Here is a 20,675-nt window from a genome sequence, read left to right on the forward strand (position 1 = left end):
GCCGAACCGCGCGAGAACCGTACATGGAGAAAGTCTCACCAACACGCACCCCCGAAGGGGGCCCATAAACCCGCGTCGCGTATTCTCCTGATTTCAGGATGACAACATTTCAATAGCATTTGTCATGCGGCCAGATAAACCCGCCAGTCGGTACAGACCTGTCTAGACCTCTTGTGTGCGGAGGCCGTGAGCTGGTGAAGTGGGACACGACCTATCCAACCTGGCCATAGAAGGAGCACGAGGTGGCCCCGGAGACCCCTGGCAACGAGCCCCAGGCGCTGTCCAACCTGCTACAGGAGAACCGCCGGTTCGCGCCGCCGGCCGCCCTGGCCGCGGCCGCGAACGTGACCTCGGCCGCATATGCCGAGGCCGCCGCGGACCGTCTCGCCTTCTGGGAGCACGCCGCCGAGCGGCTGAGCTGGGCCAAGCGATGGGACACCACACTCGAGTGGAACCCTCCCTTCGCCAAGTGGTTCGTCGGCGGCGAGCTCAACGTCGCCTACAACTGCGTCGACCGCCACGTCGAAGAGGGACGCGGTGACAAGGTCGCCTACCACTGGGAGGGCGAGCCGGAGGGCGACACCCGCACCCTGACCTACAGCGACCTGAAGAACGAGGTCGGCAAGGCCGCCAACGCCCTCCAGGAGCTCGGCGTCGGCAAGGGCGACCGCGTGGCGATCTACATGCCGATGATCCCCGAGCTGCCGATCGCGATGCTGGCCTGCGCCCGCATCGGCGCGGTCCACTCGGTGGTGTTCGGCGGGTTCTCGGCCAGCGCGCTGAAGAGCCGCATCGACGACGCCGACGCCAAGCTGGTCATCACCGCCGACGGCGGCTACCGCAGGGGCAAGCCGTCCGCGCTCAAGCCGACCGTGGACGAGGCCGTCGCCGAGTGCCCGCAGGTCGAGCACGTCCTCGTCGTACGGCGTACCGGCCAGGAGGTCGAGACCAACGGCAAGGACGTCTGGTGGCACGACGTGGTCGAGCGCCAGAGCGACCAGCACACCGCCGAGCCGCACGGCGCCGAGGACCCTCTCTACATCCTCTACACCAGCGGCACCACCGGTAAGCCGAAGGGCATCCTGCACACCACAGGCGGCTACCTGACGCAGACGGCGTACACACATCACGCGGTCTTCGACCTCAAGCCCGAGACCGACATCTACTGGTGCACGGCCGACATCGGCTGGGTGACCGGCCACAGCTACATCGTGTACGGCCCCCTCGCCAACGGCGCCACCAGCGTCATCTACGAGGGCACCCCGGACACCCCGCACCGCGGCCGGTTCTGGGAGATCGTGCAGAAGTACAAGATCACGATCCTCTACACGGCCCCCACGGCCATCCGGACGTTCATGAAGTGGGGCGACGACATCCCCGCCAAGTTCGACATGTCCAGCCTGCGCATCCTGGGCTCGGTCGGCGAGCCGATCAACCCGGAGGCGTACGTCTGGTACCGCGAGCACATCGGCGACAACCGCTGCCCCGTCGTCGACACCTGGTGGCAGACGGAGACCGGCGCCATCATGATCAGCCCGCTCCCGGGCGTGACCGAGGGCAAGCCGGGCGCCGCGATGCGGCCGCTGCCGGGCATCGACGCCGACGTGGTCGACGACCAGGGCAACAGCGTGCCGAACGGCGGTGGCGGGTTCCTCGTCGTACGCGAGCCGTGGCCGTCGATGCTCCGCACGATCTGGGGCGACGACCAGCGCTACATCGACACGTACTGGAGCCGTTTCGAGGGAATGTACTTCCCCGGCGACGGCGCCAAGAGGGACGAGGACGGCGACCTGTGGCTGCTCGGCCGCGTGGACGACGTCATGCTGGTCTCCGGCCACAACATCTCCACCACCGAGGTGGAGAGCGCGCTGGTCAGCCACCCGAAGGTGGCCGAGGCGGCCGTCGTGGGCGCGACCGACCCGGTGACCGGCCAGGCCATCGTGTCGTTCGTGATCCTGCGCGGCACGGCCGAGGAGAGCGCCGACATCGGCACCGAGCTGCGTAATCATGTGGCCAAGACGCTCGGCCCGATCGCCAAGCCGCGCCAGATCCTCGTGGTCCCCGAGCTGCCCAAGACCCGCTCGGGCAAGATCATGCGCCGCCTCCTGCGCGACGTGGCGGAGAACCGCAGCGTCGGCGACGTCACCACGCTGGCCGACAGCACGGTGATGGACCTGATCTCGGAGAAGCTCCCCTCCGCGAAGTCGGAGGACTAGAAAACCCCAAAGCGCCCTATGCCCCAATAAATCGGGGCATAGGGCGCTGGGTACGATGAACCTCAGGTGTGCCGGGAAGTCTGGTCGGCGGAACGAAGCAGCACGTCGACCAAGGGAGCCCCGTTGCGCACTGACAAGCCAGGCGGCCGCTACGCCCGCGCGCTCGCCGAAGCCCTGCGCACCGAGACCATCGGCGGCGTCATCATGCTCGTCGCCACCTTCGCCGCCCTGATCTGGGCGAACATCTCCCTCGAGACCTACGACGCGATCCGCGAGACCCGGCTCGGCCCGCTGGAACTGATCGAGTGGGCCCAGAACGGCCTGCTGACGATCTTCTTCTTCGTGGCGGGAGTGGAGGTCAAGGAGGAGTTCGTCCACGGCGAGCTGGCGAACCTCCGCAAGGCCGCCCTCCCGATCATCGCCTCTTTGTCCGGAATGGTGGTGCCCGCCCTCGTCTACCTCGCGGTGAGCCGGGGCGCGCGCGACGCCGCCGCCGGCTGGGCGATCCCGACGGCGACCGACATCGCGTTCGCGCTGGCCGTGCTCGCCGTGACGGCCTCCGCGATGCCCGCCGCCCTGCGCGCGTTCCTGCTGACCTGCGCGGTCGTGGACGACCTCGGCGCCATCACGATCATCGCGGCCTTCTACACCGACCACCTGAACGTGGTGGCGCTGCTGACCGGCGCGGCCCTCATCGGCGCGTACGGCCTGCTGCAGCGCAAGTGTGTCACCACCACGCCATGGCTGCTCGTGCCGCTCGCCGTGGCCGCCTGGTGGGCCGTCGAGCTCAGCGGCGTGCACGCCACCGTGGCGGGCGTGGCGCTCGGCCTGCTGACCAGGGTGCATCCGGCGGGCGGCGAGGAGCGCTCGCCCTCCGAGGCGGCCGACCACTACCTGCGGCCGGTCTCGGCGGGCCTGGCGGTGCCGGTGTTCGCGTTCCTGTCGGCGGGGGTGAAACTCGACGGGCCGAGCCTGGGCGCTATCTTTTCCGATCGGGTAGTTCTGGGAGTGATAGCGGGACTCGTACTTGGGAAGTTCCTCGGCGTGTTCGGTGGTGCCTGGCTGTCTGTACGGCTCGGCCTGGCGAGACTGTCCGAGGAGCTGCACTGGCGTGACATGGCGGCGGTGTCGTTGCTGGCCGGGGTCGGGTTCACGGTGTCACTGCTGATCGGCGACCTGGCGTACGGCGACGACCGGCAGCGGGCCGAAGCCGTCACCACCGGGATCCTCGCGGCCAGCCTCGTCGCGTCGGTCCTGGCGGCGGTGCTGCTTCACATACGGGTACGCAAGCGTCGCATTGCGCTGGATGATGTTTGACACGGCCACCAGGCCTCGATAGGAGACGTTCATGCCGCAGACTCCCGAGGAAGAATCCCTGGGCTCGCTGGTCGCCCAGGCGAGCAGTCACATCTCGTCCCTGGTCCGCTCGGAGATCGAGCTGGCCAAGGCCGAGTTCAGGTTCGACGCCAAGCGGGTCGGCATGGCGGGCGGGTTGTTCGCCGCCGCCGCCTTCATGGCGCACCTGTGCCTGATCCTCGCCTCGTTCACGATCGCGTACGCGCTGGCCCAGTGGCTGCCCAACTGGCTGGCCTTCCTCATCGTGACCGTGTTCTACCTGCTGGTCGCGGGTCTGCTGGTGTTCATCGGGATCCGCCGGCTCAAGGGGCTGGCCGGGATGAAGCGCACCGCCAGGTCGATCAAGGATCTCAAGGAGATCGCCACGCCTGACGACCAGGCGCTGCCCGCGCTCAACCCGGATCGCGAGCCGGTGACCCGCGATGGCACCTGACGAGGCGTACGTCCAGATCGAGGGGCCCTGGACGCACCGCGCGGTGCACGCCGGCGGCACCCGCTTCCACGTCGTGGAGGCGGGCGAGGGACCGCTCGTCCTGCTGCTGCACGGTTTTCCGCAGTTCTGGTGGACCTGGCGGCACCAGCTCGCCTCGCTGCCCGCGGCCGGCTACCGAGCGGTGGCGGTCGACCTGCGCGGCTACGGCGGCAGCGACAAGCCGCCGCGCGGCTACGACCTGCCCACGCTGGCCGCCGACGCGACGGGGCTGATCAGGGCGCTGGGCGAGACCGGGGCGATCGTGGTCGGGCACGACTGGGGCGGGCTGCTGGCCTGGACGATGGCCGTACTCGATCCCAAATGCGTGCGCCGGCTGGTCGCCGTGTCGGCCCCGCATCCCCTGCGGCTGCGCAACGCGCTGCTGACCGACCCGTTCGGGCAGCTCAAGGCCAGCGGCCAGGCGCTGGGGTTCCAGATTCCGCTGCTGCCGGAGCATCGGCTCAGGCGACACGACGCGGCCCTGGTGGGCAGGCTGCTGACCGAGTGGTCCCGGCCCGGCTGGCCGGAGCAGGAGGAGTCGCGGACCTACCGGGAGGCGTTCAGGATCCCGGCCGTGGCGCACTGCGCGCTGGAATATCACCGCTGGTTCGGCCGCTCCCAGCTCCGCCCCGACGGCCGGCGCTTCGCCAGGGCCATGCGCACCGAGGTCGAGGCACCCACACTGCACCTGCACGGCGCGCTCGACCCCAGGGTCCTGCCCCGCACCGCGCAGGGTTCGAGCCGCTACGTGGCGGCTCCCTACCGGTGGCGACTGTTCGAAGGAGCAGGCCACTTCCCCCATGAGGAGATTCCCGACGTGTTCGACACCGAGCTGCTCGGCTGGCTGAACGATCCGGAGCCCGACCGATGAGAGACCGCGACCCCGAGGGCCGCCCGCGCAACGCCAGACCGCGCGACGCGTACGGCCGCCCCCTCCCCTACGGCACCCCCGGCCTGCCGAGGGTGCCCGACGAATACGCCCCCACCACCGAGGAGGCCCTGGCCGACGGCCGCCGCTTCCTTGAGGAGGGCCTGCCGTTCAACGCGCACGAGGTGTTCGAGGGCCGCTGGAAATGCGCGCCCGAGGACGAGCGCGAGCTGTGGCAGGGCCTGGCGCAGATCTGCGTCGGGCTGACCCACCTGCAGCGCGGCAACGGGCGCGGGGCGGTGACCCTCTTCAGCCGGGGAGCGGCCAGGGCGCAGTCGTACGGCGGCGCCTACGACCCGGTCGGCAAGGCCGCCTCCGGCCTGACCCAGGACAGCGACCCCGAGGAGGCCATCGCGCTCATCCTGGACAAACTGCCCGGTTAGTCGCACTCCTGCGTGCTGGCCGGCGAGGTGTCGGTGCGCCCGGCGGAGGCGTCGGGAGCGACCTCATCGGCCGTCAGCACGTAGCCGGTCTGCTCCTCGTTGACCGCCGCGGCGAAGATCACGCCGAAGACGCGGCCGTCCACCGTGAGCAGCGGCCCGCCGGAGTTGCCGGGCAGCACCTGGCCGCGGATCGCGTAGACCTGGCGCCTGACCTGGTTGGCGCGGTAGATGTCGGGGCCCTCGGCGTCGAGCCGGCCGCCGATCCTGGCCGGCTCGGCGGTGAAGCCCTTGCCCTTGGGGAAGCCGGCGATGATCGCGTTGTCGCCGCGCTCGGCCTCGCGGTCGAAGGTCAGCTCCGGCAGGTTGAGCCCCGGCACGTAGAGGATGGCGATGTCGCGGCGCGGGTTGTAGCGCACGACCGTGGCGGCGTGGCGGGTGTTGGTGGAGTCGATGACCTGCAGCTCGCGGGTGACGCCCGCGACCACGTGGGCGTTGGTCATAATCCGGCCGGGGGCGTAGACGAAGCCGGTGCCCTCGATCTGCTTGTTGCAGCTCTCGGCGTTGCCCCGGACCTTGACGATCGCCCGGCGCGCCCGGCTCAGCTTGGCGCCCTGCAGCACGCTCTGGTCGGGCGGCGGCACGTCGATGAGCGTGCCGGTGCCGATGGCGTCGAAGACCGGCGGGAACTCCGAGCGGTCGATGAACTTCTTGAACGGCGCCTGCCAGTTGCGCGCGGCCTGCGGGATGGCGTCGTCGACCGTGGTCAGCAGCGCGGAGTTCTTGACCTGATCGACCAGCGGGGTGAACGCCGTGGACACGATCAGCGAGCCGATCAGCCAGGCGATGACCAGCACCGACAGCGCGCTGGCGAACGTGCCACCGATCGCGTCGGCCACCTTGGCGGGCTCCCACGTGACGTGGCTGCGCACGACGGCGCCGAGCGTCGATGAGGCGAACTGGCCGATGGTGGCCGACAGGAACACGACCACGATGGCGAGCAGGGCCTGCGGCGTGTCGCCGTCGACGACCGCCTTGGAGATCGGGGGCGCGATGAAGACGCCCAGCACGGCACCGCCCACGAACCCCACGAAGCTCATCGCCCCGATGATGAAGCCCTGCCGGTAACCCGAGATGCCGAAGGCGATCACGAGGCCGATCAAGATGAGGTCAAGCAGATCACCGCGCACGCTTCAAAGGTAACCAGCGATACGGTCAAGTGTGCACGTCTTCGATCAGGACGGCGTCACCCTGCTGGCTATGTTGATCGGTATGCCGCCGGTCGAGGGGACAGTGCGCGAGCTCATCCAGGCAGCTCTGCGCGACACGGACGCTGACGGCCCGCTGCGCTGGCACGTGATCTCTCTGCTGCGCCAGCGGGGCGACCTGGAGTCCTTCATCGAGGCACGGCGGCTGTGCGCCGCCGACACCGTCGAGGAGCGTCTGCTGGGCGTGGACATCATGGGCATGCTCCGGCCGTTCGTGGACCGCACCCTGCCCGTGCTGCGCTATCTGGCGGCCAGCGAGGACGACGCCATGGTGCTCTACTCGGTGCTGATCGCGTTCGGGCATCTCGCGGACCCGCGCTCGCTGCCGTCGGTGATCGATCTGGCCCGCCACTACGACGCGAGAGTCCGGTACGGCGCCGCGTACGCCCTCCAGCACGTGCTCGGCGAGCCCCCGGACCGGGCCGGCCTGGAGACGCTGCGCACGCTGGCGGCCGACAGCGACGCCGACGTGGCCGGCTGGGCCTCGCTCGGCGTCTCGCTCAGATCCGCGCTCTAGCGGGCCGCCAGGTTGACCGCGTCGGGTGGCAGATCCTCCATCCGCGCGGGATCCCACGGCCGTTCGAGGCCGCCCTCGCGCAGCACCGTGTCCAGCACCATCGCCGTGAACCCCCACACCAGCATCCCGCGCACCCGGAACGCCGGCCCCGCCGTGCCACGGGGATGCCGCAGCGTGACCCGGTTGGCCGGGTCGACCAGCTCGGCGAGCGGCACCCGCTCGACCGAGTCGACCTCGTCGGGCGAGGCCGCGTGCACCGCCGACGGCTCACGCCACCAGGCGATCACGGGCGTGACCCGGTTGTCGCTGTGGGTCAGGTAGAGCTCCGGCATCGTGCCCAGCACGTGCACCCCGCCGGGGTCGGCCCCGGTCTCCTCCTCGGTCTCCCGCAGGGCGGCCTCGATCGGCCCGTCGTCCTCGGGGTCGACGCCGCCGCCCGGGAAGGCCGGCTGGCCCGCGTGCCTGCGCCCGCGCGTGCTGCGCTGGATGAGCAGCACGTCAGGGCCGCCGGCACCCTCGCCGAACAGCATCAGCACCGCGGCGGCGCGCCCGCGCCCGGCGGGTGGCCGAAGGGCTCGGGGCACTCGGATCCGCTGTGCTCTCGCCGCCAGTCTCTCAAGCCAGTCGGGCACTTGGGTCACGCATCCTCCAACACGCCGGGGCGCGGATGACTTCCCCGGATCAGGAGAAGGGGCCGGATCTGACGAGCTTGGTGGCCTCGGCGGAGGTGGTCGGGCCGGTGCCGTAGGAGGGGCAGAGCGCGGCCAGCGGGCACACGCCGCACGCGGGCCGACGGGCGTGGCAGATGCGGCGGCCGTGCCAGATCACCCGGTGCGAGAAGATCGTCCACTCGCGTTTGGGCAGCAGCTCGGCCACGATGTGCTCGATCTTGACCGGGTCGGTCTCCTCGGTCCAGCCGAAGCGGCGTACGAGCCGCTGGAAGTGGGTGTCGACGGTCAGCCCCGGCACGCCGAAGGCGTTGCCCAGCACCACGTTGGCCGTCTTGCGGCCCACGCCGGGCAGCGTGACCAGGTCTTTCAGCTTGCCGGGCACCTCGCCGCCGAAGCGCTCGCACACCGACTGGGCCATGCCGATGATGCTGTTGGTCTTCGCGCGGAAGAAGCCGGTCGAGCGGATGATCTCTTCCATCTCGGTACGGTCCGCGGCGGCGTAGTCTTCCACGGCCGGATATTTCGCGAAGAGGATGGGGGTCACCATGTTGACCCGCTTGTCCGTGCACTGGGCGGAGAGGATGGTCGCGACCAGCAGCTCAAGTGGGTTGTCGAAGTCGAGCTCGCAGTGGGCGTCCGGGTAGGTCTCCGCGAGGATGCGGTTCATCTTGCGCGCGCGCCGCACCAGCGCGAGCTGGGTCTCCGGCTTGCGCCCCGCCGCGTTCGTCTCGGGCTTGCGCCCCGCCGCGTTCGTCGCCATGCCGCAAGAGTAGAAGCTCTTGGGAACGGTTGAACCCAGGATGGCCCCGCTGCGTACAACCTGGCGCGTGGAAGGGGAGAGCCATGGGCGATCAAGGCGCGAGGCTGGGGGACTTCATCCGCCAGGGAGGGCCGCTGCACGGCCAGGCCCTGCACCGGCTCGCCGTGAGCTGCGTGGCCGCCATGGCCAAGCTGCACGCGCGCGGCACCGCCGGGCTGCGGCTCAGCCACGAGAGCGTGGCGCTCGGCACCCGGGGCCAGGTGCTCATCGGCTGGCAGACCGCCACGACCCAGGGTGCGGGGGCCGCGGCTGAGGACGTGCGAGCCTGGGCCGACCTGGTGGTCTTCGCGGCGACCGGGGCCGAGGACGGCGACGTCCGCGTCCTGCCGCCCGCGCTGCGGATCGCGGTCGAGGAGTGCCGCCGCGCCGACACCGCCGCCCGTCCGAGAGCCGTGGACGTGCTCAGAATTCTGCTCGGCCAGTCCGTGGCCTCGGCGATGGCCTCGGTGGACGATCTGCTGTCCGGAACGGCCCGCAGGGCGGGCTGATCGCGGTGCCGGTCACGGCACGACGCTGAGCGTCCGGTACCTTTCCGACGCACCCCAACGTGCCTGGGCAAGCCCAGAACACTCCGGCATTCCCATAACCTGTGTGTGCCGCCCGGAGTGGGGTGAGTCACAATGGCAGCAGAGGAGGCAGAGTGAACACCGAAGATGTGCTGGGCAAGGCCCCCCTGTTCGCCGCGCTGGACCGCGAGAGCGCAGCGGCGCTGCGTACGAGCATCACCGAGGTCCAGCTGTCCAAGGGGCAGACGCTCTTCCACGAGAATGAGACCGGCGACCGGCTCTACGTGGTGCTGGAGGGCAAGATCAAGCTCTCCCGCACCTCGCCCGACGGGCGCGAAAACCTGCTGAGCGTGCTGGGGCCGAGCGAGATGTTCGGCGAGTTGTCGCTGTTCGATCCGCGGCCGCGCACGGCCACGGCCACGGCGCTGACCGAGGTGCGGCTGGCCGGCCTCGGCCACGACGACCTGCGGCCCTGGCTGACCGGCCGGCCCGAGGTGGCGCTCCACCTGCTGCGCGCGCTCGCGCAGCGCCTGCGCCGCACCAACGACGTGCTGGCCGACCTGGTCTTCACCGACGTGCCTGGGCGCGTGGCCAAGCAGCTCCTCGACCTGGCCGAGCGCTTCGGCGTCCGGATCGAGGACGGCCTGCGGGTGCACCACGACCTGACCCAGGAGGAGCTCGCGCAGCTCGTCGGCGCCTCGCGGGAGACGGTCAACAAGGCGCTGGCCGACTTCGCCCAGCGTGGCTGGCTGCGGATCGAGGCCAAGGCCGTGGTCATCCTCGACATGGACCGGCTCTACAACCGGTCGAGATAGTCGAGCTGGGCGAGCACCGACATCTCGGCGGCCGGCCAGAGTGAGCGGTCGACGTCGGCGTACACGATCTTGACGATCTCGCGCGGCGTGCGCGCGCCCTGCTCGCGCGCCGCCCTGATCTGGTCGAGCCGCTCGCGCCGGTGCGCGATATAGCCGTCGAGCGCGCCGATCGGGTCGGGCAGCACCGGGCCGTGGCCCGGCAGCAGCGCCTGCGCGCGCAGTCCCTCGGCCGCCGCCCTGAGCCGGTCGAGGCTGCGCAGATAGTCGGCCAGTCCGCCGTCGCGGGCGATGATCGTGGTGCCCCTGCCGAGCACCGTGTCGCCGGTCAGCATGGCGCGGTCCTGCGGCAGCCAGAAGCACAGCGAGTCGAACGAGTGGCCCGGCGTGCCGTAGACGTGGATCTCCAGCCCTGCGACGGTCACCACGTCACCGTCGTCCAGCCCCTCGTCTCCGAGCCTGTGGCGCGGGTCCAGGGCCCGTACGGGGGCGTTCACCATCGCGGCGAAGCGCTTGGCGCCGCCGCTGTGGTCGAAATGTCCGTGGGTGAGCAGGATCTGGGTGACGCGGCGCTCTCCGAGGTGATCCCGTACGCGCCGCAGGTGCGACTCGTCCTCGGGGCCCGGGTCGACGACCACCACCTCGTCGCCGGCGCCGATCACCCACGTGTTGGTGCCGTCGAGGGTCATCGCGGACGGGTTGGGTGCGAGCAGGTTCTCGGCGTGCGGCGTACGCGAGCCGTCCGGCGTGCCGATCGGGATGTGCAGGCCGCTCACGTGTTCACCAGCCGCATCTCGCCCTCGATCTCCACGGCCCTCGGCATGATGGTGACGATCTCGCGGTGCGCCGCCAGGACGTCGGGAACGCTGTCGTACGCCGACAACTCGCTCAACGTACGGTACGTCGGCGGCATGAGGAAGATCTCCCCCCGGTGCGCCTGCTCCACCGCCTCGCCCGGCCGCGTCCAGACCACCTGGTCGGCCTCCCCGCCCACGTCACGGGTGCGCTGGCCGTCGGGCAGCACGGCGGCGAAGAACCGGGTGTCGAAGCGCTTCAGCTCGATCTCGGGCGTGATCCAGTGGGCCCACGGCTTGAGCAGGTCGGAGCGGAGCACCAGGCCGCGCCGGGCGAGGAAGTCGGCGAACCCCAGGCTCCGGTCGATCAGCGCCAGCCGGTCGGACTCCCAGTCGTCGCCGGTCGTGTCGGCCACCACCGAGCCGGGTCCTGGGCCCGCCAGGAGCACGCCGGACTCCTCGAACGTCTCGCGCACGGCGGCGCAGACCAGCCCGCGCGCGAGGCGTTCGCCGGCGCCGAAGACCGTGCCCCACTCGGCCGGGGACGGCCCGGCCCAGGCGACGGCCTGGTCGGTGTCGCGCACGTCTACAGACCCGCCGGGGAACACGTACGCGCCCGCCGCGAAGGCCATCGTGGCCTTGCGCCTGAGCAGGTAGACCTCAGGCCCAGGGCGGAGGAGAACGACGGTGGCGGCGTCCCGCGCGGGCACGGGCGCGACCAGTCCGGCGTTGACCTCCCGCGCCCGCGCGGCGAGCTCGGCTGGAAGCGGCAATCCGGTCACATGACCTCCCTAGAACATCACTCGGTCATGGTGACATATGCGCCTTCAGCCGACTTCGGCGATCAGCTCCACTTCCACGGGCGCGTCCAGCGGCAGGGCGGCGACGCCCACGGCGCTGCGCGCGTGCTTGCCCTGGTCACCGAACACCTCGGCGAGCAGGTCGCTGGCGCCGTTGGCCACCTGCGGCTGCTCGATGAAGTCGGGAGCGCTGGCGACGAAGACGACGACCTTGACGATCCGCCGCACCCTCGACAGCTCGCCCAGCTCGGCCTTCAGCGCCGCCAGGGCGTTGAGCACGCAGATGCGCGCCTGCGCCTTGCCCTCGTCGGTGCCCAGGTCGACGCCGAGCTTGCCGGTCTGGTGCAGCTTGCCCTCCAGCATCGGCACCTGGCCCGAGGTGTAGACCAGGTCGCCGGTGCGCACGGTGGGCACATAGGCGGCCAGCGGGGCCACCGGCTGGGGCAGCGTGAACCCCAGCTCCTCGATCCGCTGCTCGGGCGTCACTGCTTCTCCCGCTTGAAGTAGGCGACGAGCTGCTCGGGCGTGGCACCCTGGACGATCTGGACCAGCTCCCAGCCGTCGGCGCCGAAGTTGTCGAGAATCATCTTGGTGTTGTGGATCAGCACAGGGGCCGTGAGGTACTCCCATTTCTTCATGGGCCTCAGCGTAGGCGCTGCGAGCCGCAGCCCGTGGCGCACCGCTGAACGCGGCACGCCAGAGTGTGAGCAATCTCAAAGGACGGTCCTCGGCATACGGCAAGTGACCGTTCGGTAGCCTCGAAACGTGGACTCGGACTGGGCAGACGTAAGGCTGCACGTCGTCACCGGCAAAGGCGGCACCGGCAAGACGACCGTCGCCGCCGCCCTCGCTCTGGCCCTCGCCTCGGGCGGCCGAAAGGTGCTGCTCGTCGAGGTCGAGGGACGGCAGGGCATCGCGCAGATCTTCGACAGGCCGCCGCTCCCCTACGAGGAGCGCAAGATCGCGGTGGCGCCGTCGGGCGGCGACGTCTACGCGCTCGCCATCGATCCCGAGGACGCCATGCTCGAGTACATGGAGATGTTCTACGGGATGCGCAGGGCGGGCCGGGCGCTGACCAAGATGGGCGTCGTCGACTTCGCCACCACGGTGGCCCCCGGCTTTCGCGACGTGCTCGTCACGGGCAAGACCACCGAGGCCGTACGCAGGCGCGGCAAGAACGGCCGCCGGGTCTACGACGCGGTGGTGCTCGACGCGCCGCCCACCGGCCGCATCTCGCGCTTCCTGAACGTCACCAACGAGGTCGCCGGGCTGGCCAGGGTCGGGCCCATCAAGAACCACTCCGAGCTGGTCAGCGGGGTCGTGAAGTCCCCCGAGACCGCGGTGCACTTCGTCACCCTGCTGGAGGAGATGCCGGTCCAGGAGACGCTCGACGGCATCGCCGAATTGCGTTCGGCCGGGCTTCCCGCAGGCGGAATTTTCATCAACATGGTGCGCGAATCACTGCTCCCCCAGGCCGCTCTTGACACGGCTGTCAAGGACCGATTCGATCCGACGGAGCTCATGCTGGGTCTCAAGGCGGCGGGCGTCGCCGACGGCGCGCAGGCCACGACGCTGGCCGAGGCGCTCGCGCGGGAGGTCGTCGAGCACGCCCACCGCACGGAGCTGGAGCGCGCCGAGCGCGAGACGCTGGCCGGCGCCGGACTGACGAGATACGAGCTGCCGCTGCTGGCCGACGGCGTCGACCTGGCCGGCCTGTACGAGCTCGCGGAGAGCATGCGCACCCAGGGAGCAGCGTGAAGAAGCCCGCCAGACTCGACATCGACGCGATCCTCGACGACCGCGGCACCCGGATCATCGTCTGCTGCGGCGCCGGCGGCGTGGGCAAGACCACGACCGCGGCGGCGCTGGGGCTGCGGGCCGCCGAGCGCGGCAGGTGCGCGGTCGTGCTGACCGTCGATCCCGCGCGCCGCCTGGCCCAGTCGATGGGGCTGAGTGAGCTGGACAACACGCCGCGTCTGGTCAGCTCGCCCGAGGGCGACGGCCAGCTCTACGCGATGATGCTCGACATGAAGCGCACGTTCGACGAGATCATCGAGGCGCACGCCGATCCCGAGCGGGCCCGCCAGATCCTGTCGAACCCCTTCTACCAGTCCCTTTCCTCCAGCTTCTCCGGCACTCAGGAGTACATGGCCATGGAGAAACTGGGCCAGCTCCGCCGCTCGGACGAGTGGGACCTGATCATCGTGGACACACCGCCCTCACGCTCGGCGCTCGACTTCCTCGACGCTCCCGAGCGGCTCGGGCGCTTCCTCGACGGCCGGTTCATCCGGATGCTGACGGCGCCCGCCAAGGCGGGAGGGCGCAGCGCGTTCCGGCTGCTCAACGCCGGGTTCGGCCTGATGGCCGGGGCGATGACCAAGCTGCTGGGCGCACAGGTGATCAAGGATCTGCAGACGTTCGTGTCCGCGCTGGACGCCGTGTTCGGCGGGTTCAGGCAGCGGGCCGAGATGACGTACCGGCTGCTGCAGGCGCCTGGCACGGCCTTCGTGGTGGTCGCCGCGCCCGAGCGCGACGCGATGCGGGAGGCCTCCTACTTCGTCGAGCGGCTCGCCGAAGAGCGCATGCCGCTGGCGGGTCTGGTGGTCAACCGGGTGCACGAGTCGCCCGCGCCGGCGCTCTCGGCAGCCCGCAGCGCCGCCGCCGCGGAGGATTTGGAGTCGAGGGGCGAGCACGAGCTCACCGCCGCCGTGCTGCGGCTGCACGCCGGCAGAATGCAACTCGCGGCCCGTGAGAGCCGCGAGCAGGAGCATTTCGTCTCGGCCCACCCCACGGTTCCCGTGGTGCAGGTTCGCGCCATGTCCGAGGACGTTCACGATCTGACAGGTCTGCGGCAGATCGGGGACCTGCTGGCGAGCGCATGAAAGTACGGCCGGCGGCGGCGCCGGCCGTACGCGGTCGCCGGGCTTGGATCAGCCCGCGATCAGCTCATTGGTTCGTTCGTACTCTTCTTTGGCCGACTCGAGCAGGTCACGCCACGAGTCCACGTCAGGTCGCCGTCGAAGCAGCGCACGCCGTTCCCGTTCAGTCATACCGCCCCACACCCCGAACTCGATGCGATTGTCCAGCGCATCAGCGAGGCATTCAGTACGGACCGGGCAACCCCGGCAGATGAGCTTGGCCCTGTTCTGCGCGGCGCCCTGCACGAACAGGGCATCCGGATCCGCACCCTTACAGGCGGCACGGGAGGTCCAATCCGTGATCCACATTGTTCGACCCCACTCCCCTTAGGTGGTCAGTCGTCATTTGGGGCCGACGGGCGCGGGCGCCGAGCCTCCGTATTCAGTTGCCGCAGAGGAGAACGTACGCAACTAGACGTTCGGGCCGACAGACCCCAGAGGACCAATTTCTCGCCGCGCTCTTGACCGGGAATGACTAGTCACCCCCGTCAGTCAAGGCGAAATGGTGTCGTGCTACCGATTAGGTCAGTCTTTCGACGTACTCTTGGTAGCGTGCAAGCCCAGCGCAAAGATCGCTCCAACCCCGTCCTCAACGTCCTGCGCCTCATCATCGCGGGAGCGGCGGCCGGGGTGCTGGCGGCCGCCGTGGCCCTGCCGGCTGTCGGCGGAGCGGGGATGTCCACCAGGAGCGCGGTCGAGGGGCTCAACCTCAAGCCCGAAAACCTGGACGAACCTCCTCTGCCCGAACGCACCGAGCTGTTCGACGCCGACAACAAGCAGATCGCCATGTTCTACTTCGAGAACCGGCAGTCCGTCACCCTTGACCAGGTGGCCCCGATCATGCAGACGGCGCTGATCGCGATCGAGGACTTCCGTTTCTACCAGCACGGGCCGATCGATGTGGAAGGAACGGCCAGAGCGCTCGCCAAGAATCTGACGAGCGGCGGCGTGATGCAGGGTGGATCGTCGATCACCCAGCAGTACGTCAAGCAGGTTCTGGTCAACAAGGCCGAGACGCGGGAGGCGCAGGCGGCGGCCATCGCGCCGACGATCTCCCGCAAGCTGAGCGAGCTGCGCTACGCCATGGCGATCGAGAAGAAGTACAGCAAGAACCAGATTCTTGAGAAATATCTCAACATCGCCTACTTCGGCGCGGGCGCGCACGGCATCCAGGCCGCCTCGAAGCGCTTCTTCAACAAGCCGGCCTCGAAGCTCAACCTTTCCGAGGCCGCCACGCTCGCCGGCGCCGTCCAGAACCCGGCCAGGACCGACCCCAACGTCGGCCCCGAGTCCCGCGCGCGGCTGCTGGAGCGGCGCAACATCGTGCTGGACCGGATGGCCGAGCTGAAGATGATCACGTCGGAAGAGGCCGCCGCGGCCAAGGCGAAGAAACTGGGCTACAAGGACACCAAGGTGCCCGGCGGCTGCGAAGCCAGCAAATATCCGTACTTCTGCCTCTACGTCCAGTACGAGATCCTCAACAACGAGGACTTCGGCAAGAACCAGGACGAGCGCAGGAAGCTGCTCCAGCGCGGCGGCCTGAAGATCAAGACCACGCTCGACACCAAGATGCAGGCGGCCGCCGAAAAGGCGATCAAGAAGTATGTGAGCACCAAGGACAAGCCCGTGGCCTCGCAGGCCATGGTCGTCCCCGGCACCGGCGAGATCAAGGCGATGGCCGCCTCGCGGAAGTTCGGCCAGAGCAAGAAGAAGAACGAGATGAGCTACAACATCGTGGCCGACGCGGCGCACGGTGGCGGTCGCGGGTTCCAGCAGGGCTCGACGGCCAAGGTCTACACGCTGGCCGCGGCACTGGAGGAGGGCCTGAAGTACGGCGACGGCTTCCCCGCCCCCGCCGGCTACACCGCCAGCGGCTACGGCTCGTTCAAGAACTGCAAGAACCAGAACGTCGGCGACCCGTCGCACACCGTGCGCAACTCCAGCGAGGGCGGCGGCGGCTTCAAGACCCTGGAGAGCGGCACCTGGGGCTCGGTGAACACGTTCTTCATCAAGCTGCAGGAGAAGGTCGGGCTCTGCGACACGGTCAAGATGGCCAAGAAGCTCGGCGTCAAGCGGGCCGACGGCGGGAAGCTGTCGGAGGTCGAGACGTTCACGCTCGGGGTCAACGAGGTCGACCCCATCACGATCGCCAGCTCGTACGCGGTCTTCGCCTCGCGCGGCCAATACTGCAAGCCGCTGGCCATCACCGAGATCGAGGACAGGAACGGCAAGGCCAAGCAGTACAAACCGAAGTGCTCCCAGGTGATGGAGGAGGAGGTCGCCGACGCGGTCAGCGGCATCCTGTCCGGTGTGTTCACCAAGGGCACGATGCAGGAGGTCGGCGGCATCGGGCGTGACGCGGCCGGCAAGACGGGCACGACCGACAACTACATGTCGGCGTGGTTCGCCGGCTACACGCCCAACCTGTCCTCGGCGGTCAGCCTGGGCGACCCGCGCGGCACCTCGGCGCACAAGCTGATCGGGGTGAAGATCGGGGGCACCTACTACCCGTACGTGTACGGCGCGTCGATCTCCGGCCGGGTGTGGAAGGACTCCATGCTCCGCGCGCTGAAGGGGATCGAGCCGACGAGCTTCAATCCGGTGGACCGCTCGCGGTTCGGCGGCTGCTCGGACAACTGCGCGCCCAAGCCGCCCAAGAAGAAGGACGACGAGGAGGGGCCGGGGCGCGGTGGCGACGACGGCGACCCGTTCGACATCTTCGAGCCGCCGGACGGCCGGGGCGGTGGCCCCGATGACGGCGGCGACGGTCCCGGCAACGGGCGCGGGCGCGGTGGCGCCGGCGAGATCGGCCCGATCACGCCGGCCGGCTAGGGCCTCCGTCCGTGTGATCGGAGAGGAGGCCCTGTGATCGCCCTCTGGCGCCTCGATGGCCTTCGAGGGCCTTCGATGGCCTTCGAGGGGCGCAGGAGGTCTCAGAGGGCGTCCTAGCGCCCCCTGGCGCGTCCCACGGCCTCACGGCCTCGTCTGGCCGCGCGGTGGCCCTGTCCAGGCGGCCGGCTCGGCGCGTACAGCCTTGAAGCAGGCGGTCTAACCGGCCAGCTTGGCGCGTACGGCCGCGGCGACCCGGCCGCCCTCGGCCCTGCCCGCCACCTTCGGGTTGACGACCTTCATGACCTGCCCCATGGCCTGCGGCCCGGCGGCGCCGGTCTCGGCGATGGCGGCGGCGACCAGCTCGGCCAGCTCCTCGTCGGAGAGCTGCGCGGGCAGGTATTCCTCCAGCACCGCCTGCTCGTCCAGCTCCGCCTGCGCCTGCTCGGCCCGGCCCGCGTTGCCGAACGCCTCCGCCGCCTCGCGCCGCTTCTTGGCCTCCTTGGTCAGGACCTTGATGATCTCGTCATCGCTCAGCTCCCTGGCCTGCTTGCCGGCGACCTCCTCGACGTTCACCGCCGCCAGGGCCATCCGGACGGTACGGAGGCGTACCTCGTCACGGCTCTTCAGCGAGGCCGTCAGATCGGCCTTCAGCTTGTCCTTCAATGCGCTCATGCGGTCCATCTTGCCGCCTGCGCGGACTACCCGGTCGCCTCGCGCCGGATCTCGGGCATCATGAATACGTGAGGAAAGCCGTCGCGGTACCCCTGTCCATGCTCGGTCTCGGCCTTGCCGGGCTGGGTTACGCCTCTGTGGTGGAGCGGAACTGGTTCCGGCTGCGCCGCTTCGACGTCCCCGTACTGGCGCCCCACCAGCGCCCGATCCGCATCCTGCACCTGTCCGACCTGCACCTGACGCCGGGCAGGACGATGCTGATCAACTGGGTCCGCTCGCTGGGCGACCTGGAGCCCGACCTCGTCGTCAACACCGGCGACTCGATCGCGCACCCGGACGCCGTGCCCTCGCTCCTGCACGCCCTGGAGCCCCTGCTCTCCCGGCCCGGCCTGTTCGTCTACGGCTCCAACGACCTCTACGCCCCGAAGCCGAAAAACCCGGCCCGCTACCTGTGGCGCACCTCCAAGAACGATCGCCGCCAGCACATCCCCTCACTGCCGTGGGAGGAGCTGGGCGCGGGCATGGCGGCCGAAGGCTGGCTCGACATGAACAACACCACGGCCCGCATCAAGGTCGGCGACCTCGACGTGGCGGTGGCCGGCATCCACGACTCCCACATCTCCCGCGACCGCTACGACCTGGTGGCGGGCCCGGCCCCGGCGGAGGCCGACCTCCGGCTGGGCGTCATGCACTCGCCGGAGCCCCGCAACATGACCCGCTTCGCCGCCGACGGCTACCAGCTCCTGCTGGCCGGCCACACGCACGGGGGCCAGCTCTGCATCCCGTTCTACGGCGCCCTGGTCACCAACTGCGGCATCGACCGGGCCCGCGTCAAGGGCCTGAGCCGCCACGACGGAGCCTGGCTGCACGTCTCGGCCGGCCTCGGCACCTCTCCCTACGCGCCGGTCCGCTTCGCCTGCTTCCCGGAGGCGACGCTGCTGACCCTGGTTCCCCGGAGATAAAGGCGGTCACAAGCACCTAGGAAGTCCGCTAGACTTTCCAAGCACGCGCACGACGAAGGCGTGCACCGGGGTGTAGCGCAGCTTGGCAGCGCGCTTCGTTCGGGACGAAGAGGCCGTGGGTTCAAATCCCGCCACCCCGACCCAGAAGTATCAGGTAGAAGGCCGCTTCCGAAGATCGGAAGCGGCCTTACTCGTCTCTTGAGTGACCAACTGCGTGACTACACCTTCCGGGGTTGCCTGCCTGTACGACTGCGAGGTCCCAGGGAGTCCCACATCTCCGACTCGCGCGTCATGACCTTCACGGGTGTGCCCAACTCCTCTCGAATGTTGTCCAGCAAGGCGTAGTACGCCTGCCCGTACAGATCCTTCGTCCAGTCGGCGTCGTTCAACGCAGGATCCCCGGACAGCATGTCCTTGTAGGCGGCCTCGTAGAACGACCACAGATCATGGCAGCGGCTCTGCAAGAACAATGAGCCGACCAAGGTGATACGAGCGGCGACCAGTGCAGCCTCGCTGTTGAGACCCCTGATCCTCTCGAACTGAGTGGAAGCTGGCTCGTGACCTTCTCCGGTGTTGCCCGGCAAGGCGTTTCAGCGCAGGAACACCGCTTGATCATCTTGGGCGCCATCGGCCCGACGCGTAGCGGCAGCGAGCGCACACCTCATGTTTTGACCGCGCAGGTTCGCCGGGTTGAGGAGCGGTCGTATCGGACGTCACGGCACATCCAACCACCCCGCCGAATATTCCCTGTTAGAGGACTACTTCCCGTGCAGGCTCTCGATTTCGGCGGCCAGCCCGGCCATGTCACGCACGTGCGTGTAGTACTTGGTCGCGTACTCGTCGTCAATCGCCGGGAGGACCTTCTCGAACACCGACGTCAGCCGCGTCAGGCCTGCGCGGTGCTGTTCGCTGAGCGGGCCTTCGAGGACGCCTGCGGCGTAGCTGTAGGCGTCCGCATCGAGCATCACCATGTCCCGGCCCTCGATGTCCAGGCCGCGGAAGCCGGGTGGGAACGGGTTGGCCATGTGCTCGGCCATCATCCGCGAGAGCGCGTCGAGCTTCTCTTCGAGCATGCGGGAGATCATGCCAGGGCACGCGGGCATCCCCAAGCGCGGTTCGCGTCATTGGATCGGACGTCCCAGCGCCCCAACCTCGCCAAGGACACCGGGATCATGGAGCCGGACAGCGTCAACACGGCTCAGGTCCTATGTGACCTTGGCTGCCCGATGCGGGATCACGTTGACCACATCGGGCAAGCCGGTGCTCGTGCTGCAACAAATCAGGCCGGGCAACGGGTCCAAGTACGTCTATCAGGTGGGGTACGGCGAGGGGTGAGCGTCCCGTCCTGGTGGCCCGCGCCGGCACCGTCGTCACGCTGGCCCGATGACGCCGCCGCGCACGGCATCCCGTTCCGGCTTACCCTCCAGCAGCAGGTCGAGTACGAGATCGTGCCGGACGTCGACTGGACCGGATTGCGTATCCTCGCCTCTGCCCAACTGCGGCACGGCGCGACTCCCTGGCGGATGGGGGCGGCCGACTACTCCTCGGGGCTGGAGCTGGGCGAACCCACCCCACGCTCCGGCAGCCCCGCGGCCAGCCACCGGGACCAGACCCTCGCCGACGCGATGGGCGCCGCCGACCGCGCGGTCATGGAAGAACGCCTCATCCCCGCACTCACGCGAACCAGATGAACGACCACCTATTGCCTCTACGTCCTACCAACTCGGAGGGCGCCTCACTTCTCTTCGCGG

24 protein-coding genes and 1 tRNA gene are annotated in these 20,675 nt (G+C 69.4%); 14 read left to right on the top strand and 11 right to left on the bottom strand.

Going from position 1 to position 20,675, the window contains the following annotated elements; translation table 11 throughout:
- Window positions 1-242 precede the first annotated feature (242 nt).
- The 5 genes from acs to C4V41_RS16740 all read left to right on the top strand — a co-directional run bounded on the left by acs (window position 243) and on the right by C4V41_RS16740 (window position 5,355).
- On the top strand, window positions 243-2,216 hold the full coding sequence (gene acs / locus C4V41_RS16720; RefSeq protein ID WP_103956805.1) for an acetate--CoA ligase: 1,974 nt from the start codon (window positions 243-245) through the stop codon (window positions 2,214-2,216).
- A 123-nt stretch (window positions 2,217-2,339) separates the two neighbouring features.
- Window positions 2,340-3,533, top strand: coding sequence for a Na+/H+ antiporter NhaA (nhaA, locus tag C4V41_RS16725; protein WP_235030169.1), 1,194 nt, complete (start codon window positions 2,340-2,342; stop codon window positions 3,531-3,533).
- A gap of 31 nt (window positions 3,534-3,564) precedes the next feature.
- Window positions 3,565-4,005, top strand: coding sequence for a phage holin family protein (locus tag C4V41_RS16730; protein WP_103956806.1), 441 nt, complete (start codon window positions 3,565-3,567; stop codon window positions 4,003-4,005).
- A complete protein-coding gene (locus tag C4V41_RS16735; protein ID WP_103956807.1) occupies window positions 3,995-4,915 on the top strand; it encodes an alpha/beta fold hydrolase in 921 nt (306 codons plus the stop codon). The genes C4V41_RS16730 and C4V41_RS16735 overlap by 11 nt, the downstream gene beginning before the upstream one ends.
- Window positions 4,912-5,355: a DUF309 domain-containing protein gene (locus C4V41_RS16740; RefSeq protein WP_103956808.1), complete on the top strand. Its 444-nt coding sequence runs from the start codon at window positions 4,912-4,914 to the stop codon at window positions 5,353-5,355. Before C4V41_RS16735 ends, C4V41_RS16740 begins: the two co-directional genes overlap by 4 nt.
- Here C4V41_RS16740 and C4V41_RS16745 read toward each other — a convergent pair.
- A complete protein-coding gene (locus tag C4V41_RS16745) occupies window positions 5,352-6,542 on the bottom strand; it encodes a MarP family serine protease (protein ID WP_103956809.1) in 1,191 nt (396 codons plus the stop codon). The genes C4V41_RS16740 and C4V41_RS16745 overlap by 4 nt on opposite strands.
- A 70-nt stretch (window positions 6,543-6,612) precedes the next feature.
- Between C4V41_RS16745 and C4V41_RS16750 the strand changes: the two genes are divergently transcribed.
- Window positions 6,613-7,137: a HEAT repeat domain-containing protein gene (locus C4V41_RS16750; RefSeq protein ID WP_235030170.1), complete on the top strand. Its 525-nt coding sequence runs from the start codon at window positions 6,613-6,615 to the stop codon at window positions 7,135-7,137.
- Here C4V41_RS16750 and C4V41_RS16755 read toward each other — a convergent pair.
- A complete protein-coding gene (locus C4V41_RS16755) occupies window positions 7,134-7,778 on the bottom strand; it encodes an NUDIX hydrolase (protein WP_103956810.1) in 645 nt (214 codons plus the stop codon). The two genes, C4V41_RS16750 and C4V41_RS16755, sit on opposite strands and share 4 nt — an antisense overlap.
- Window positions 7,779-7,818: 40 nt before the next feature.
- Entirely contained in the window at window positions 7,819-8,568 is a 750-nt protein-coding gene (gene nth / locus C4V41_RS16760; RefSeq protein ID WP_103956811.1) for an endonuclease III, read from the bottom strand.
- An 83-nt stretch (window positions 8,569-8,651) separates the two neighbouring features.
- Between nth and C4V41_RS16765 the strand changes: the two genes are divergently transcribed.
- The gene (locus tag C4V41_RS16765; RefSeq protein ID WP_103956812.1) at window positions 8,652-9,116 is read left to right on the top strand and encodes a hypothetical protein; all 465 of its coding nucleotides are present in this window, start codon (window positions 8,652-8,654) and stop codon (window positions 9,114-9,116) included.
- Window positions 9,117-9,268: 152 nt separating this feature from the next.
- On the top strand, window positions 9,269-9,949 hold the full coding sequence (locus C4V41_RS16770; protein WP_103956813.1) for a Crp/Fnr family transcriptional regulator: 681 nt from the start codon (window positions 9,269-9,271) through the stop codon (window positions 9,947-9,949).
- Here C4V41_RS16770 and C4V41_RS16775 read toward each other — a convergent pair.
- The 4 genes from C4V41_RS16775 to C4V41_RS62980 are packed head-to-tail and all read right to left on the bottom strand — an operon-like array spanning window position 9,931 to window position 12,178.
- Window positions 9,931-10,722 carry an MBL fold metallo-hydrolase gene (locus tag C4V41_RS16775; RefSeq protein ID WP_103956814.1) on the bottom strand — a complete coding sequence of 264 codons (792 nt, stop codon included), beginning with the start codon at window positions 10,720-10,722 and terminating at the stop codon, window positions 9,931-9,933. The genes C4V41_RS16770 and C4V41_RS16775 overlap by 19 nt on opposite strands.
- Window positions 10,719-11,513: an NUDIX hydrolase gene (locus tag C4V41_RS16780; RefSeq protein ID WP_103957330.1), complete on the bottom strand. Its 795-nt coding sequence runs from the start codon at window positions 11,511-11,513 to the stop codon at window positions 10,719-10,721. Before C4V41_RS16780 ends, C4V41_RS16775 begins: the two co-directional genes overlap by 4 nt.
- Before the next feature lie 54 nt (window positions 11,514-11,567).
- Window positions 11,568-12,026: a RidA family protein gene (locus C4V41_RS16785; protein WP_200824032.1), complete on the bottom strand. Its 459-nt coding sequence runs from the start codon at window positions 12,024-12,026 to the stop codon at window positions 11,568-11,570.
- Complete coding sequence (locus tag C4V41_RS62980; protein WP_148438127.1) at window positions 12,023-12,178, bottom strand: DUF4177 domain-containing protein; 156 nt, start codon at window positions 12,176-12,178, stop codon at window positions 12,023-12,025. The genes C4V41_RS16785 and C4V41_RS62980 overlap by 4 nt, the downstream gene beginning before the upstream one ends.
- A 127-nt stretch (window positions 12,179-12,305) precedes the next feature.
- On the opposite strand from C4V41_RS62980, the gene C4V41_RS16790 reads away from it, so the two are divergent.
- Window positions 12,306-13,298, top strand: coding sequence for an ArsA-related P-loop ATPase (locus C4V41_RS16790; RefSeq protein ID WP_103956816.1), 993 nt, complete (start codon window positions 12,306-12,308; stop codon window positions 13,296-13,298).
- Window positions 13,295-14,422 (top strand): ArsA family ATPase, encoded by a 1,128-nt coding sequence (locus tag C4V41_RS16795; RefSeq protein WP_103956817.1) that lies wholly within the window; start codon window positions 13,295-13,297, stop codon window positions 14,420-14,422. The genes C4V41_RS16790 and C4V41_RS16795 overlap by 4 nt, the downstream gene beginning before the upstream one ends.
- 48 nt (window positions 14,423-14,470) lie before the next feature.
- On the opposite strand, the gene C4V41_RS16800 is transcribed toward C4V41_RS16795, so the two are convergent.
- Window positions 14,471-14,767, bottom strand: coding sequence for a WhiB family transcriptional regulator (locus tag C4V41_RS16800; protein WP_090771382.1), 297 nt, complete (start codon window positions 14,765-14,767; stop codon window positions 14,471-14,473).
- A gap of 243 nt (window positions 14,768-15,010) precedes the next feature.
- Here C4V41_RS16800 and C4V41_RS16805 point away from each other — a divergent pair, with 243 nt between their 5' ends.
- Window positions 15,011-17,290 (top strand): transglycosylase domain-containing protein, encoded by a 2,280-nt coding sequence (locus C4V41_RS16805; RefSeq protein ID WP_235030172.1) that lies wholly within the window; start codon window positions 15,011-15,013, stop codon window positions 17,288-17,290.
- Window positions 17,291-17,506: 216 nt separating this feature from the next.
- Here the strand turns inward: C4V41_RS16805 and C4V41_RS16810 are convergent, their stop codons facing one another.
- Window positions 17,507-17,962, bottom strand: coding sequence for a GatB/YqeY domain-containing protein (locus C4V41_RS16810; protein WP_103956819.1), 456 nt, complete (start codon window positions 17,960-17,962; stop codon window positions 17,507-17,509).
- A 98-nt stretch (window positions 17,963-18,060) separates the two neighbouring features.
- On the opposite strand from C4V41_RS16810, the gene C4V41_RS16815 reads away from it, so the two are divergent.
- Window positions 18,061-18,924, top strand: coding sequence for a metallophosphoesterase (locus C4V41_RS16815; RefSeq protein WP_103956820.1), 864 nt, complete (start codon window positions 18,061-18,063; stop codon window positions 18,922-18,924).
- Between the two features lie 66 nt (window positions 18,925-18,990).
- A tRNA-Pro gene (locus tag C4V41_RS16820) sits at window positions 18,991-19,064 on the top strand.
- Between the two features lie 78 nt (window positions 19,065-19,142).
- On the opposite strand, the gene C4V41_RS16825 is transcribed toward C4V41_RS16820, so the two are convergent.
- Window positions 19,143-19,508 (bottom strand): hypothetical protein, encoded by a 366-nt coding sequence (locus C4V41_RS16825; protein ID WP_103956821.1) that lies wholly within the window; start codon window positions 19,506-19,508, stop codon window positions 19,143-19,145.
- A 174-nt stretch (window positions 19,509-19,682) separates the two neighbouring features.
- Complete coding sequence (locus tag C4V41_RS16830) at window positions 19,683-19,997, bottom strand: hypothetical protein (RefSeq protein ID WP_103956822.1); 315 nt, start codon at window positions 19,995-19,997, stop codon at window positions 19,683-19,685.
- Window positions 19,998-20,255: 258 nt separating this feature from the next.
- Between C4V41_RS16830 and C4V41_RS16835 the strand changes: the two genes are divergently transcribed.
- Window positions 20,256-20,615 (top strand): DUF2399 domain-containing protein, encoded by a 360-nt coding sequence (locus C4V41_RS16835; RefSeq protein ID WP_200824033.1) that lies wholly within the window; start codon window positions 20,256-20,258, stop codon window positions 20,613-20,615.
- Window positions 20,616-20,675 lie beyond the last annotated feature (60 nt).

The organism is Nonomuraea solani (assembly GCF_900108335.1).
GTDB classification, from domain to species: domain Bacteria; phylum Actinomycetota; class Actinomycetes; order Streptosporangiales; family Streptosporangiaceae; genus Nonomuraea; species Nonomuraea solani.